Annotated in this window: 9 protein-coding genes and 1 pseudogene; 3 read left to right on the top strand and 7 right to left on the bottom strand. The window is 72.7% G+C overall.

Annotated elements, in window-relative coordinates:
- Positions 1-38: 38 nt before the first annotated feature.
- Both N5I75_RS02715 and N5I75_RS02720 read right to left on the bottom strand, forming a co-directional pair.
- Positions 39-3,332: an ATP-dependent helicase gene (locus N5I75_RS02715; RefSeq protein ID WP_476673806.1), complete on the bottom strand. Its 3,294-nt coding sequence runs from the start codon at positions 3,330-3,332 to the stop codon at positions 39-41.
- Positions 3,333-3,610: 278 nt separating this feature from the next.
- Positions 3,611-3,985 (bottom strand): MGMT family protein, encoded by a 375-nt coding sequence (locus tag N5I75_RS02720; protein ID WP_476673877.1) that lies wholly within the window; start codon positions 3,983-3,985, stop codon positions 3,611-3,613.
- Between the two features lie 339 nt (positions 3,986-4,324).
- Between N5I75_RS02720 and N5I75_RS02725 the strand changes: the two genes are divergently transcribed.
- The 3 genes from N5I75_RS02725 to N5I75_RS02735 all read left to right on the top strand — a co-directional run bounded on the left by N5I75_RS02725 (position 4,325) and on the right by N5I75_RS02735 (position 10,268).
- Entirely contained in the window at positions 4,325-6,868 is a 2,544-nt protein-coding gene (locus N5I75_RS02725) for a lysylphosphatidylglycerol synthase transmembrane domain-containing protein (protein ID WP_476673879.1), read from the top strand.
- A 121-nt stretch (positions 6,869-6,989) separates the two neighbouring features.
- Positions 6,990-8,537 (top strand): alpha/beta hydrolase, encoded by a 1,548-nt coding sequence (locus N5I75_RS02730; protein ID WP_476673808.1) that lies wholly within the window; start codon positions 6,990-6,992, stop codon positions 8,535-8,537.
- 96 nt (positions 8,538-8,633) lie between these two features.
- A complete protein-coding gene (locus N5I75_RS02735) occupies positions 8,634-10,268 on the top strand; it encodes an alpha/beta hydrolase (protein ID WP_476673810.1) in 1,635 nt (544 codons plus the stop codon).
- Between the two features lie 112 nt (positions 10,269-10,380).
- Here N5I75_RS02735 and moeZ read toward each other — a convergent pair whose 3' ends face one another.
- The 5 genes and pseudogenes from moeZ to N5I75_RS02760 all read right to left on the bottom strand — a co-directional run.
- Positions 10,381-11,559: an adenylyltransferase/sulfurtransferase MoeZ gene (gene moeZ, locus N5I75_RS02740; RefSeq protein ID WP_476673812.1), complete on the bottom strand. Its 1,179-nt coding sequence runs from the start codon at positions 11,557-11,559 to the stop codon at positions 10,381-10,383.
- A gap of 63 nt (positions 11,560-11,622) precedes the next feature.
- Positions 11,623-12,372, bottom strand: a complete 750-nt coding sequence (locus tag N5I75_RS02745; RefSeq protein WP_476673814.1) for a spherulation-specific family 4 protein — start codon at positions 12,370-12,372, stop codon at positions 11,623-11,625.
- The gene (locus tag N5I75_RS02750) at positions 12,360-13,331 is read right to left on the bottom strand and encodes an NAD-dependent epimerase/dehydratase family protein (RefSeq protein ID WP_476673816.1); all 972 of its coding nucleotides are present in this window, start codon (positions 13,329-13,331) and stop codon (positions 12,360-12,362) included. The genes N5I75_RS02745 and N5I75_RS02750 overlap by 13 nt, the downstream gene beginning before the upstream one ends.
- Positions 13,332-13,557: 226 nt before the next feature.
- Positions 13,558-15,189, bottom strand: a complete 1,632-nt coding sequence (locus N5I75_RS02755) for a hypothetical protein (protein ID WP_476673818.1) — start codon at positions 15,187-15,189, stop codon at positions 13,558-13,560.
- Between the two features lie 29 nt (positions 15,190-15,218).
- Positions 15,219-15,482 (bottom strand): annotated as a pseudogene (locus N5I75_RS02760) (transferase); the annotation flags it as partial.

Here is a 15,482-nt window from a genome sequence, read left to right on the forward strand (position 1 = left end):
GACAGCGCCGGTCCGTTCCGTCCCGACGGAGGCGTACGTCACTCCACGACGTGCTGTCCCTCGGAGCGCGCGCTGCACGAGGCGCGGAAGGCGCAGTGCGTGCAGTGCTGTCCGGTGGTCGGGGTGAAGCGCTCGTCGAGGACCTTTCCCGCGGCGGTGGCCAGGAGGTCGCCGACCCACTCCCCTTCGAGCGGCTCCTGCGCCTGCACCTTCGGGAACGCCTCGCCGCCGGCCTTCTGGGCGGCGCCCTGGCGCAGCTGCACCAGTTCGGCGCCGCCGGGGTGCGGCCTGGCGCCGTCGAAGGGCTCGTCCACGGCGCCCTCGCGCACGGCGAGCTGGTACACGGCGAGCTGGGGGTGGCGGGCCACCTCGGCGGCGCTGGGCGCCTGCTTGCCGGTCTTGAAGTCGACGACGTAGGCGCGGCCCTCGGCGTCGCGCTCCACGCGGTCCATGGAGCCCCGGATCCGCACTTCGTACGAGCCCGCTTCGAGCGTCACGTCGAACGCGTGCTCACTGGCGACCGGGGTGCGCCCGGAGCGGTCCATGACGTGCCACTGGAGGAAGCGTTCGAGCGCCACGCGCGCGTGCTCCTTCTCCTGCGCCGACTTCCAGGGCGCGTCGAAGGCGAGCGCGTCCCACACGGAGTCGAGGCGCTCCATGAGGACGGCGAGGTCGGCCGGGGTGCGTCCGGAGGCGACCTCGTCGGCCAGGACGTGGACGACATTGCCGAAGCCCTGGGCGGCGGTGGCGGGCGCGTCGGCCTTCACCTCGCGGCCGAGGAACCACTGCAGCGAGCAGGTGTTGGCGAGCTGGTCGAGGGCGCTGCCGGACAGTACGACGGGCTTGTCCCGGTCCCGCAGGGGGACCTTGCTCTCGGTGGGCTCGTACATGCCCCACCAGCGGTACGGGTGGGCGGAGGGCACGAGCGGCCGGCCGTCGTCGTCGCTGAGCGCGGCGAGCCGGGCGAGGCGCCGGGCGGCGGCCTCCCGCAGGGTGTCGGAGACGCGCGGGTCGACCGTGGTGGCCCGCAACTCGGCGACCAGGGCGGCCACGGCCAGCGGGCGGCGCGGGCGCCCCGTGACGTCCTTGGGCTCGACACCGAGTTCGGTCAGGAAGCGGGAGGGCTGGTCGCCGTCGTCCGCGGGTGCCTTCACCGCGGTGACGACGAGGCGCTCCTTCGCGCGCGTGGCGGCCACGTAGAACAGCCGCCGCTCCTCGGCGAGCAGCGCGCCCGGGGTGAGCGGTTCGGCGAGGCCGTCGCGGCCGATGCGGTCGGCCTCCAGGAGGGAGCCCCGGCGGCGCAGGTCCGGCCACAGCCCCTCCTGGACGCCCGCGACGACGACGAGCCGCCACTCCAGGCCCTTGGAGCGGTGCGCGGTCATCAGCCGTACGGCGTCGGGGCGCACGGCGCGTCCCGCCAGGGTGTCGGCGGCGATGTCCTGGGCCTCCAGCTCCTCCAGGAAGTTGCGGGCGCCCCGGCCGCCGGTGCGCTCCTCCGCGCGGGCGGCGATCGCGAACAAGGCGCACACGGCGTCGAGGTCGCGGTCCGCATTGCGCCCCGCCGCGCCACCGCGGCGGGCGGCGCGCTCCAGACGCTGCGGCCACGGTGTGCCGTTCCACAGCTCCCAGAGGGCCTCTTCCGCGCTGCCTCCGTCGGCGAGCTTCGCGCGGGCCCTGGCGAGGAGGGCGCCGAGGCGCTGCGCACCGCGCGCGTAGGCGGGGTCGTGCAGGGCGAGGCGCTCGGGTTCGGCGAGGGCGCGGGCGAGCAGCGCGTCGGAGGGCGGCGGCACGGAATTGCCCGCGGCGCGCTCCTCCTCGCGCAGGGCGCGTCCCAGGCGGCGCAGGTCCGCGGCGTCCATGCCCGCCAGCGGCGAGGTCAGCAGGGTGAGGGCGGTCTCGACATCGAGCCGGAAAGCGGTGTCCCCGGCGTCCGCGTCGGCCGGGCTCTGCGCGACCGCCTTCAGGGCGGTGAGCAGGGGCGCGACAGCCGGCTCGTGGCGCAGCGGCAGGTCGTCGCCGTCGATGTCCAGGGGAACGCCTGCGGCTGTGAGCGCGCGGCGGACCGAGGGAATGCTGCGCGCGCCCGCGCGCACCAGGACGGCCATGTCGCTCCACGGGACCCCGTCCTCCAGGTGGGCCCGGCGCAGGATGTCCGCGATGTTGTCCAGCTCGGTGCCGGCCGTCGGGTACGTGTAGACCTCGGTCCTGCCGCCCTCACGCACCGGCGTGAGGGCGCGGTGGGCGCGCACCTTCTCGGCGGGCAGGCGGGTCAGCGGCATCCGCTGGGTGATGCGCCTGGTGGCCTCCAGGAGGCCGCTTGCGGAGCGCCGGGACGTGGTGAGGACCTCGACCGGGGCGGGCGTGCCGTCCGCGCGCGGGAAGGCGTCGGGGAAGTCCAGGATGCCGTTCACGTCGGCGCCGCGGAACGTGTAGATCGACTGGTCCGGGTCGCCGAACGCGACCAGGGTGCGTCCGCCGCCCGCGAGCGCGTGCAACAGCCTGACCTGCGACGGGTCGGTGTCCTGGTACTCGTCGACGAACACGGCGTCGTACTGCGCGGCCAGGTGTCCGGCGACCTCGGGGCGGTGGGCGAGGAGCACGGCGCGGTGCACGAGCTCCGCGTAGTCGACGACGCCCTGCATGTCGAGGACGTCCAGGTACTCGGCGAGGAACGTGGCGGCCGCGCGCCAGTCCGGGCGGCCTATGCGGCGCGCGAACGCGTCCAGGGCGGCAGGGCCGAGGCCCAGCTCCCGGCTGCGGGCGAGGACGGCGCGGACCTCGTCGGCGAACCCGCGCGTGGTGAGGCAGGCGCGCAGTTCGTCGGGCCAGCGGACGTGCGCGAGTCCGCCCTGCTCCAGGTCGATCTGGCCGACGAGCAGCTCGCGCACGGCGACGTCCTGCTCGGGGCCCGACAGCAGGCGCAGGGGCTCGACGAAGAGGTCCGTGTCCTGATGGGCGCGGACGAGCGCGTAGCAGAAGGAGTGGAAGGTCGTCGCCTGCGGGGCGCGCGCCGCGCCGATGCGCAGCGCCATCCGGTCGCGCAGTTCGACCGCCGCCTTGCGGCTGAACGTGAGCACAAGGATGCGTGCGGGCTCCGTGCCCTTGGCGACGCGCGCCGCCACCGCTTCCACCAGCGTCGTGGTCTTGCCCGTCCCGGGCCCGGCCAGGACGAGCAGGGGCCCGTGGTCGTGGTCAACCACAGCACGCTGCGGTGCGTCCAGACGAGGGGGGTCCACGGAGGCCGCCGGGGTGCGCACCAGTCGATACGCGCCCGGGATCCCCTGTCGGACCGGCTGGTGCGACAGCTGCCTGGTGGACGAAGTGGAGCTCACGTGGATCGCTGGTCCTGGTGGGTGTGCGGGTGGTCGAGGCGCCGGCCGTGCGAAACGGTGGCGGTGGGGTGAAGGAGGTGTCTGCCATCGACGGTGCCGTCGACGCTACGCCGTCGAGTGTGGCGGAAGCCGCGCTTCCGACGCGTTCCTCACGTCACTCCGGACGCAGGTGTGCCCAGTCTCACGAACGGACACGGTCGTGGCGAAGTGCCCCGGACGCGCCGTTTCCCCCGTACGGGCCACCGGCACCCCGCCCGCGCGCGGGATGGCCGAAGCTGTCAACTGTGAGCTTCCGTGCGGGTCCGGCCGTCCCATCGAGCCCGCTTCATGTCCAGGCGCGGCAGGTGGCCCTCGGCGGAGCGGGCGGCGTCCCGCAGGGGCGTGCCCTCGTCCCGGTAGTGGCCGAGCGCTCTCAGTTCGTGGCCCGGGAGCAGGGCCCCGTCCGCGCGCACCACGCGCCACCACGGCACGCCGCCGCCGTGGAGCGCCATCACGCGCCCCACCTGGCGCGGGCCGCCCTCGCCCAGCCACTCGGCGACGTCCCCGTACGTCATGACCCGGCCGGGCGGAATCAGTTCGGCGACCTCAAGGACCCGCTCCGCGTACTCCGGGTGGGCGGGCGGTCCACCCGCCGGTTCGCTCTCCTCGCTCATCCGGTCCATCCTGCCCCACGCCACCGACAACGCGGAGCCTCGTACGAAATGCACCCTGATGCCTCCCTGCGGCGGCGGGACATGCCACCATCGTGCGGGCGGTGATCGGTGATACGAGATCAACAAGAGACGACGGAGCAGCAGAGCGTGCACCCCGACAAGGCGGAGGGCACCTTTGTGACACCGGCGCGCCCTGAGAACGCGGCCGGGGAGGCCGCCGAGACGAAGCACGAGCGTCCCCTGCACGACCCCGACTGCGCCGACACGGACACGCACGCGGAGCGGGTCGAGGGCGACGAACCGTTGCTCCCCGCGCGCGTGCACCGCCCTTCCGACCTGATGCGGCTGCTCGTGGGCGTGCTCGCGATCGCCGTCCTGCTGGCCATCGCCGCGTTCGCGCACGCCACGACCTCGGGCTTCGCCCAGGACATCAACAAGGGCACAGGCCAGGCCCCCGACCTGCTGACCAAGTTCGCGGGGCTCGCCTCCAGCATCGCCATCCTGCTCGTCCCGGTCGCCTTCGCCATCGAGCGGCTCATCAAGCGCGACGGACTGCGGATCGCCGACGGAGTGCTCGCGGCCGTCCTCGCGCACGGGGTGACGCTCGCGACCGACCTGTGGGTCGCCAAGGCCTCGCCGCAGTCCATCCAGGACGCGCTCACCAAGGTGTCGCCGGGCGACATCCACGCCCTCACCGATCCGGTGCACGGCTACCTCGCGCCCGTCATCGCGTACATGACGGCCGTCGGGATGTCCCGGCGGCCACGATGGCGTGTGGTGCTGTGGGTGGTGCTGCTGCTCGACGCCTTCGCGATGCTGGTCACCGGCTACACCACACCGTTCTCGATCATCCTGACGATCCTCATCGGCTGGACCGTCGCCTACGGTACGCTGTACGCGGTCGGCTCGCCCAACGTGCGCCCCACCGGACAGACGCTCCTCGCCGGCCTGCGCCACGTCGGCTTCCACCCCGTCAGCGCCTCCCGCGAGGAGGCGCACGAGGGCGCCACGGAGAACGGCGACAGGGGGCGGCGCTACTTCGTCACCCTGGAGGACGGGCCACCCCTCGACGTCACCGTCGTCGACCGCGAACAGCAGGCGCAGGGCTTCTTCTACCGCGTGTGGCGCCGTCTGACGCTGCGCGGCATCACCCAGCGCCGCAGCCTCCAGTCGCTGCGTCAGGCCCTGGAGCAGGAGGCGCTGCTCGCCTACGCGGCGATCTCCGCCGGGGCGAACGCGCCGAAGCTGATCGCCACCTCCGAGCTCGGTCCCGACGCCGTGATCCTCGTGTACGAGCACATCGGCGGCCGGTCCCTGGACTCGATGGCGGACGAGGAGATCACCGACGACCTGCTGCGCGACACCTGGCACCAGGTGCAGGCGCTGCAGTCCCGGCGGATCGCCCACCGGCGTCTCGCGGGCGACGCGCTCCTGGTGGATCGTTCCGGCACGGTGTTCCTCACGGATCTGCGCGGCGGCGAGATCGCCGCGGGCGAGCTGGTCCTGCGCATGGACATCGCGCAGATGCTCACCACCCTCGGCCTGCGGGTCGGCGCCGGACGCGCGGTGGCCTCCGCCGTCGGCGTCCTCGGCCCCGACACCATCGCCGACTGCCTGCCACTGCTGCAGCCCATCGCGCTCACCCGCACCACCAGGGCGACGCTGCGCAAGCTCGGCCGGGAGCGTGCCCAGCGCGAGCGCGAGGCCGTCCTGGAGGCGTCCAGCAAGGCCAAACAGGCCCGCCTGGAAGAGACCGCCGCCACTGACGGCGCGCAGTCCGTACGCGCCGAGAAAAAGTCCGAGAAGAAGTCCGAGAAGGCGGAGCGGCAGGCCGAGAAGCGCGCCATAGACGTCGCCCTGGACGAGGCGCGCGAGGAGGACCTGCTCACCCAGATCCGCCACCAGGTGCTCCGCATCCGGCCGCAGGCACCGGTCGAACCGGCCCGCCTGGAGCGCATCCGGCCGCGCACCCTGATCAGTTTCATCGCGGGCGCGATCGGCGCGTACTTCCTGCTGTCGCAGCTCACGCACATCGACTTCGGCGCGATCGTCGGCGAGGCCGAGTGGGGCTGGGTCGGCCTCGCCGTGGTGTTCTCCGCGCTCAGTTACGTGGCGGCGGCGATGAGCCTGCTGGGCTTCGTGCCCGAGCGGGTGGCCTTCCCGCGGACCGTGGCGGCGCAGGTCGCCGGGTCGTTCGTGAAGATCGTGGCACCCGCGGCCGTCGGCGGCGTGGCGCTCAACACGCGCTTCCTGCAACGCGCGGGCGTCCGCCCCGGCCTCGCGGTCGCCAGTGTCGGCGCCTCGCAGCTGTTCGGCATGGGCAGCCACATCCTGCTGCTGCTGACCTTCGGCTACCTGACGGGGACGGAGAAGACGCCGTCCTTGTCGCCGTCCCGGACGGTCATCGCGGGTCTGCTGACCGTCGCCGTGCTCGTCCTTGTCGTGACGTCGATCCCGTTCCTGCGGAAATTCGTCGTCACGCGCGTGAGGTCGCTCTTCGCCGGTGTCGTCCCGCGCATGCTGGACGTGCTCCAGCGGCCCCGCAAGCTGCTCACCGGCATCGGCGGCATGCTGCTCCTCACCGCCTGCTTCGTCATGTGCCTGGACGCCTCCATCCGCGCCTTCGGCGACAACACGACGAGCCTGAGCCTGGCCAGCGTCGCCGTCGTCTTCCTCGCGGGCAACGCGCTCGGCTCCGCCGCGCCGACCCCGGGCGGCGTGGGCGCCGTCGAGGCGACGCTGACGGTGGGTCTGATCGCCGTCGGCCTGCCCAAGGAGGTGGCCGCCCCGGCGGTCCTGCTCTACCGCCTGCTCACCCTGTGGCTGCCCGTGCTGCCCGGCTGGCTGTTCTTCAACCACCTGACGCGCAAGGGCGCTCTTTAAGTCGCTTGAAGCGCGCGGGCGCTCCGCAACGCGCGCGTGCCTCCAGGAAACGCCCGGAACGACCTCACTCGCACAGCCCGCTGCCCGAGCGCACCGCACAGCGTCACCGCAGGATGGACGCATGCCCACTCCGTCCCGGCCCCGCGCCGCCGCTCTGGCCGTCACCGCCGCTCTGCTGTCCGCCTCGCTCGCGGCCTGCGGCGATTCCGGGGACGACGACGTGGATCTGCCGTCGCAGAAGCTGAGCTGGAAGGACTGCCCCGCGCCCGCCGACTCGCAAGGCGGCGGTGCGGCCCCCTCCCCCTTGCCCGGCGGCGCCGACTGGCAGTGCACCACCATGAAGGCGCCGCTCGACTGGGACGCCCCCGAAGGCCGGACGATCGGCCTCGCCCTCATCCGCGCCAAGGCGAGCGGCGACAAGGACAGGCGCATCGGCTCCCTGCTCTTCAACTTCGGCGGCCCCGGCGGCTCCGGCGTCACCGGCCTGCCCGCGTTCGCCACCGACTACGCGAAGCTGCGCACCCGCTACGACCTGGTCAGTTTCGACCCGCGCGGGGTGGGCGGCAGCGCCGGCGTCGAGTGCGAGGACGACAAGCAGCTCGACGCGTACTTCCAGCAGGACTCCACCCCGGACGACAAGGCGGAGCGGACGAAACTCGTCGACGGCATCAAGTCGTTCAACAACGCCTGCGAGAAGAACTCCGGCAAGACCCTCCCCCACGTCCGCACCACCGACGCGGCCCGCGACATGGACCTCATGCGCCAGGTCCTCGGCGACGACAAGCTGCACTACTTCGGCATCTCGTACGGAACCGAACTCGGCGGCGTCTACGCGCACTTGTTCCCCCGGCACGTGGGCCGCGCCGTGTTCGACGGCGTCGTCGACCCCACGCAGAACTCCGGGGAAAGCTCGCTCGGCCAAGCGAAGGGCTTCCAGCTCGCGCTCGACAACTACGCGAAGGACTGCACGTCCAAGGACGAGGACTGCCCCGTCGGCGACACCCCCGACGAGGTCAAGGAGAAGATCACCAAGCTGCTCAAGGAGCTGGAGGACGAGCCGATCCCTGGCATCTTCCCCCGCGATCTCACCCAGACCGCCGCCACCAACGGCATCGCCCAGTCCCTGTACTCGCAGGACTTCTGGGAGTACCTCACCGAGGGCCTGCAACAGGCGTACGACGGTGACGGCAAGATCCTCATGATGCTGTCCGACTCGATGAACGGACGCAACGAGGACGGCACCTACAGCAACACCCAGGCCGCCAACGTCGCCATCAACTGCGCCGACGACAAGGCGCGCTCCACGGCTGCGGACGTGGAGGCGAAGCTGCCCGAGTTCCGCGCCGCCTCCTCGCTGTTCGGCGACTACCTGGCCTGGGGCATGCTCGGCTGCACCGGATGGGCCGTCGACGGCGCCGCCGACCACCCGGATGTCAGCGCCGCCGGATCCGCGCCGATCGTCGTCGTCGGCAACACCGGCGATCCGGCGACCCCGTACGAGGGCGCGCGGAAGATGGCCGACGCGCTGGGCGACGGCGTGGGGGTCGAGGTGACGTACAAGGGCCAGGGCCACGGGGCGTACGACAGCGGGAACAAGTGCGTGCACGCCGCGGTGGACGGCTATCTCCTGAACGGGAAGGTCCCGAAAGAGGGAACGGTCTGCTCGTGATCATGGAGTTGTCCACAGGCTGAAGCGGATGTCGGCACCCCCTCCTACGATGGCCTGACTGCTCCTCGAAACGGGGCAGTTCAGGGGGGAGGTGCCGTGGCACCAGGACATGCACGTGCCCGCACGGGCACACGCACACGGGCGGGAAAAGGGGTCCGCGCCATCGCGCTGACGGCGGTGGCCGTGCTGACCACCGGTCTGGCGACGAGTTGCAGCGGGTCGGAAGGAAACGGTCCGGGCAGCGGCGGGAACGATCCGAAGCCGCCCTCGAAGAGCTCCGCCTCCCGTTCCACCGCCTCGGCCCCACCCCGAGCCGCCCAGTCGCCCCCGCTCCCCTCCTCGCTCACGGCCCAGCGCCTCGACTGGGGCCGCTGCGGAGCCACGGAAAGCACGCCCGCCCCCGGTTCCGACTGGCAATGCGCGACGCTCAAGGCCCCGCTCGACTACGCGAAACCGGACGGGCCGACGATCGGCATCGCGCTCATCCGGGCCGAGGCCCAGGGCGACCGGGACGACAGGATCGGTTCACTGCTGTTCAACTTCGGCGGTCCGGGCGGCTCCGGTGTCGAGCGCCTGCCTGCCTTCGCGCCGCAGTACGAGAAGCTCCGCGAACGCTACGACCTGGTCAGTTTCGACCCGCGCGGGGTCGCGGCCAGCGAGGGTGTGCGATGCCGCGGTGACAAGGACCGGCAGGCCGCCGAATCCGTCGACGCGACGCCCGACACCCCGGCGGAGGAGGCCGCCTTCCTCAAGGACGCCTCCGACCTCGGCAAGGGCTGCGCGAAGGCTGGAGAGCTGCTCCGCCACGTGTCGACCACCGAGGCGGCACGCGACATGGATCTGATGCGCCAAGTCCTCGGCGACGACAAGCTGCGCTACTTCGGCATCTCGTACGGAACCGAACTGGGCGGGGTCTACGCCCACTTGTTCCCCGGCAAGGTCGGCCGGCTCGCCCTGGACGCGGTCATGGACCCGACGGCGGGACGCATCGGGGAGGCCGAGAACCAGGCGCGCGGATTCCAGCGCGCCCTCGACAACTACTTCACATCGCGCGGCAAGGACCCGGAACAGGGCTCGCGCGGGATCACGGCGCTGCTCAAGCGGCTCGACGCGCGGCCACTGCCCACGGCCGGCACTCGCGAACTGAACGAGTCCCTCGCCCTCACCGGCATGGCGGTCACCCTCTACAGCAAGGACAGCTGGCCCGCGCTCACACGCGGTCTGCGGGACGCGGAGAGGGGCGACGGCACGACGCTGCTGTCCCTGGCCGACGCCTACAACGACCGCGACGAGAGCGGGCACTACGGCACCGCGAGCTTCTCGCAGCGCATGATCTCCTGCCTCGACGACAGGGCGCGGCCGACCGTGGCGCAGACGAAGGCGCGGCTCGACCGCTTCCGTACGCTCTCGCCCGTCTTCGGCCCGTACATGGGCTGGGACACCACGGGCTGGTGCCACGACTGGCCCGTCCCGGGCCACTGGGACGACATGGACGTGAGCGCGCCGGGTGCGGCGCCGGTGCTCGTCGTCGGCAACACCGGCGACCCGGCGACCCCGTACGAAGGGGCGCGCCGCATGGCCGACGAACTCGGTGAGGGTGTCGGCATCGAGCTGACCTGGAAGGGCCAGGGCCACGGGGCCTACGGCTCCGGCAGCTCCTGCGTCGACTCGGCGGTGGACGCGTATCTGCTGGAGGGTCGAATACCGCGCGACGGCAAGGTGTGCTCCTGACCGCGGACGCGACCGGCGCGCGGCGGGCCCCGGACACGACGGACGGGCCCCGAGCGCGGTGCGCGAGGCCCGTCCGGGACAGTCACGGCCGGGCGGTGACCCGGCGGTCCGGCTAGTAGACCGGCTTGTCCGGCTCGATCTGGTTGACCCAGCCGATGACGCCGCCGCCGACATGCACGGCGTCCGCGAAGCCCGCGGACTTCAGCACGGCGAGGACTTCCGCACTGCGGACACCCGTCTTGCAATGCAAGACGATCTTCTTGTCCTGCGGGAGGCCCTCGAGGGCGGTGCCCATGAGGAACTCGTTCTTCGGGATCAGCTTGGCGCCCGGGATCGAGACGATCTCGTACTCGTTCGGCTCGCGGACGTCGATGATCTCGATGCTCTCGCCGTCGTCGATCCACTCCTTGAGCTGCTTGGGAGTGATCGTCGAACCGGCCGCCGCCTCCTGCGCCTCTTCGGAGACGACGCCGCAGAAGGCCTCGTAGTCGATGAGCTCGGTGACGGTCGGGTTCTCGCCGCAGACCGCGCAGTTGGGGTCCTTGCGGACCTTCACCTGGCGGTACTGCATCTCTAGGGCGTCGTAGATCATGAGGCGGCCGACCAGCGGGTCGCCGACCCCGGCCAGGACCTTGATCGCCTCGGTGACCTGGATGGAGCCGATGGACGCGCACAGCACGCCCAGGACGCCGCCCTCGGCGCAGGAGGGAACCATGCCGGGGGGCGGGGGCTCCGGGTAGAGGCAGCGGTAGCACGGGCCGTGCTCGGACCAGAAGACCGAGGCCTGGCCGTCGAAGCGGTAGATCGAACCCCAGACGTACGGCTTGTTGAGCAGCACGCACGCGTCGTTGACCAGGTAGCGCGTGGCGAAGTTGTCCGTGCCGTCGACGATCAGGTCGTACTGGCCGAAGATGTCCATCACGTTGTCGGCCTCGAGCCGCTCTTCGTGCAGGACCACGTTCACGTACGGGTTGATGCCGAGGACCGAGTCCTTCGCGGACTCCGCCTTGGAGCGGCCGATGTCGGCCTGGCTGTGGATGATCTGGCGCTGCAGGTTCGACTCGTCGACCTCGTCGAACTCCACGATGCCGAGCGTGCCCACGCCGGCCGCGGCCAGGTACATCAGGGCCGGCGACCCGAGGCCGCCGGCGCCCACACAGAGCACCTTGGCGTTCTTCAGCCGCTTCTGCCCGTCCATCCCGACATCCGGGATGATCAGGTGGCGGGAGTACCTGCGGACCTCGTCTACGGTGAGCTCAGCAGCTGGCTCGACCAGGGGTGGCAGCGACACGGGGACTCCGTTGGTCGGTATCTACGTACGGTTGTTCTGTCTGCAACACTGCCACGCCCTCCTTCATTCCGAGACACCCGGTCCGATACGCGAGACGATCTCGTCCCAGTAGCCGGGCATCGCTTCCCAGGGGTCGCTCGCTCCCCCGCGATCCGTGTGGTCGGTGAACCAGATCGTGCCCGCGCCCTGCCAGCGGGCGATGCGCAACGCCTCGTCGAGATGGCCGCGGGGCGTGCCGTGGACGAAATGGCAGAACCGCTCGGGCGGATAGTCGGCGGTCCACTCCGCCACCTGCGACCAGCGGTAGTCGCTCCAGGAGCCGGAGAACGTCACCAACTGGTCGGCGGTCTCGGCGTATCCGGGATAGGGGTGGGTGCCGTGGCCGAGCACGATGTAGGCGTCGCCGACGAGCGCGCGCAGCGTCGCCACGGTGCGCCGGACCTCGGGCAGCGCGATCCGCTCGGTGGGGCAGCGGTCGAGGCTGAACCCGTCGACCTGGTACCAGTCGAGGAAGCGGTGGGCGTCCGAGACGAGCTCCCCGAAGGAGCGGGCGCCGTAGGTCATGTCGAGGTGACCGAGGACACGGACGCCCGCGTTGCGCAGGCGGCCGGCCGCCTCCAGGCAGTGCGGGTCGGGCCGGGCGCCCGGCCCGCGGGCGACATTGAGGACGACCCAGTGCAAGGGGGTGTCCGGGCGGGTCAGTTCGGCCCATTCGGCGGGCGCGACGAGGGGGTGCGCGAAGCCGGGGATGCCGAGGCCGAGGCGTACGTCGGTGCTCGACAGGCCGGTCGCGGCAGGGGTCAGATACGGCATGCCGCCTCCATCCAGATGTCGGCGAGGGACTCTTCGAGATTGATCCGCGGACGCCAGCCGAGCCGGTCGCGGGCCGTGCGCACGTCGGCCTGCTGCCAGCTCCCGCAGCCGTCCGGGTACGGGTACGCGGCGGGCGGCGGCCCCTGCGTCCCGTGGTCGGATTCGGAGCGGGGGTGGATGACGGATTGCCGCATCGGGCCCGCGGGGGCGTCGAGCTCGTGGAGGGCGCCGCCGAACCCGGCGACCCGGGCGAGCACGGCGGCGGCGTCGCGCAGCCGCACGGCGCGGCCCGAGCCGATGTTGATGACGCCCTGCGCGGCGGAGAGCGACGCGGCGTGCACGGCGCGCGCGACATCGCGTACGTCGATGAAGTCGCGCTGCGCGCCGAGGCCGCCGAGCTTCAGCTCACCGTCCCCGGCCTGCATCGCGCGGCGCATGGCCTCGGCGAGCCGGCCGAGCGGGGAGCCGGCGGGGGTGGCGGGCCCCGCCGGTGAGAAGACCCGCAGGACGACGGCGTCGAGGCCGGAGCCGAGGACGAGTTCGGTGGCGGCGAGTTTGCTGACGCCGTACGGGCCGCCGGGGCGGGGCACCGCGTCCTCGGCGGTGGACGAGCCGGGCTGTGAGGGCCCGTACTCCGCTCCGCAGCCGATCTGGACGAGGCGGGCGCCGCAGCTGCTGCGGCGCAGGGCCTCGCAGATGGTGGCGACGGCGACCGTGTTGTGCCGGGTGAGGTCGCGGGCGCCGCCGCGGGTGGCGCCCGCGCAGTTGACGACCACTCCCGGGTGGACGGCGTCCAGGAAGCGGGTCAGCGCGCCGGGACTGCCGGTGGCGAGGTCGAAGCGGACGTCGGCGTCGTCGCCCCGGCCGAGCGCGGTGAGCTGCACGGCGGGGTCCGCCAGGAGTCTGTCGGCGACGAAGCGGCCGAGGTATCCGTTGGCTCCGATCAGCAGGACCCTCATCGGACGCCTCCCGGGGTGCGCGCTCCGTGGGTGTCGCGCGGCCCGAAAGGTCCGGAGTATCCGGCGTATCCGGCGCCTCCGGGGGGAGGGGTGGTCATCTGGCGTTCTCCTTATGCGTTGTGCCGTGAGTCAGCGGGGGAGCCCGCGGTGTCGGCCCCGCGGGGAAGGGGTGTGCCTGACTGGAAGGCAGATGGCGCGGCGCGCTCGGTGCGGCGTGCCGCGGTGGTCAGGGAGCGCCCCCCGCTGCGGCGCTGTCCGCGCTCGCGTGGGCGGAGGCTCGGGTCAGCGTGCGCATCGCGTGGACGAGCAGCACCAAGGCGGCGGCGCCGCAGGCCGCACCGGGTACGACGCCCGCGCCGAGGGCGTCGACGGCTGCTTCGACGGGCGTACCGAGGGCGTCGCAGCCGGGCAGGCGCGCGGCGAACACGGAGGCGACGGCCAGGATCTCGACGGCCGCGGCGGCACCGAGCACGACGGCGGGGGCGTGCGTGCGCCCGTGCACGATGAGGAGGCGAGCGAGCAGCAGCAGTACGCCGAGCGAGCCCGCTCCCGCGTAGTCGACGTCCTGGTCGAGCAGGAATCCGGACAGGCCGAGCAGGGCCGTCAGGGCGAGCGCGAACAGGGCGAGGACAGCGAGGAGCAGCGGCCGCGCGGAAGAAGTGAACTCGGCGAGTCCACGGCTGGTGGCCAGGCGGCGGCGGGCTCCGGACGAGTAGAGCGCGGCGCACCAGGCGGCGGGCGCCACGGCCACGGCGAACGCGAGGAGCGGTGCGGTCGCCGGGGGCCAGGTGTCGTCGGGGCCGCCGGACAGGGCGGCGGTCAGCAGGCCGTCGCCGAGCAGGGCGTAGGTGAGGAGGCAGCAGATCCACCAGCAGGTGGTGAGCGTGGTCGGCCGGTGCTTGGCGCGCAGCGGGCCGTGCCGCAGGGCGGTGCGCAGCGCGACCGCGCCGGCCAGCACTCCGATGGTGCCGATGGTCAGTCGGGCGGTGCCGGAGGTGTGCGCGAGCGCGAGCAGGGTCAGGGCGCAGACGGTGCCGGGGAGGAGCGCGAGCAGGGCCCATGCGCCGCGTACGCCGGGGGTCGGGGTGAGGGGGGCGGCGAACGGTGCGTCCTGCTCGCCGTTGCGCGGCACGCGTGCGTACATCTCCTCGGCGAGCGAGAACACGTCCTTGTGCCGGTAGCGGGCCGCGGCCCGGTCGGTCACGCCGTGCGCCTCGAGCCCGGCGGCGATCTCCAACGGGTCGATGGCCCGCTCGCAGAGTTCACGGTGCCGGTGCATCAGCGCTTTGACGGGGTCGGCGTTGGTGCGGCGGTGGGGTGCGCGGGGGCTTGCCGCAGGGGCGGGGTGGGGGGTGACCGGTGGGCGCGGGGTCAGTGGGCGCGTGGTTGCTTGCCGGGGCCCGTCCGGTTCGGCGCGCCGATTCTGACCGGCGTGCGAGGCCTGGTCGAGACTGGCGTGCGAGGCCTGGTCGCGACCGGTGTGCGAGGTCTGGGTGCGACCGGCGTCGGGGGCCTGGGTGCGACCGGCGTCCGAGGCCTGGTTCCGACCGGCGTCCGATTCCGGGGCGTCGACATGACCCCGGCCCGCGCGGCTCAGCTCGGCGTCCGAGCCAACCCCGCCCGTGCGGCTCGGCTCGGCGTCCGAGCCAACCCCGCCCGCATCGGCGCCGGGCACCGCGCCAAGGCCCGATCCAGCGCCCCGCGCATCCCGGCCCGCGACACGCGACTCGTCCATCGGGGTGTGCGTCAGGGCCTGAGCCGATGCCTCGTCCGAGGCATCGGCGGCCGGGGGCACGCGGGGCGTGTCCGTTCCGAGGCCGATGTCGTCGGCGCCGGTGTTGGCGTCGGCGCTGTTCACGTCGTCGCGTGTTGTGTTCGAACGCCCTCTCATGCTTCGCCCTCTCCGCCGCGCCGGCCCACTCCTGCCAATCGCTCGCGCTCGCCGCCCCCGGCACCGCCCGGGGCCCAGCTGGGGACGCGGGCGGTGCCCGGGGTCCGTGCGGTCCAGTGGCCGGGGACGTGTGCCTCGGCCGGGTGGGAGAACGGGAGGGGATCGCCCGCGTCGTCCATAGCGTCCCGGCGTACCGGGCAGTGCGAGACGATGTCGAGGTAAATGCTGTGAAATGCCGCGACGTTCTGTTCGACGGTGAA

It is taken from the genome of Streptomyces sp. R818 (assembly GCF_056172735.1).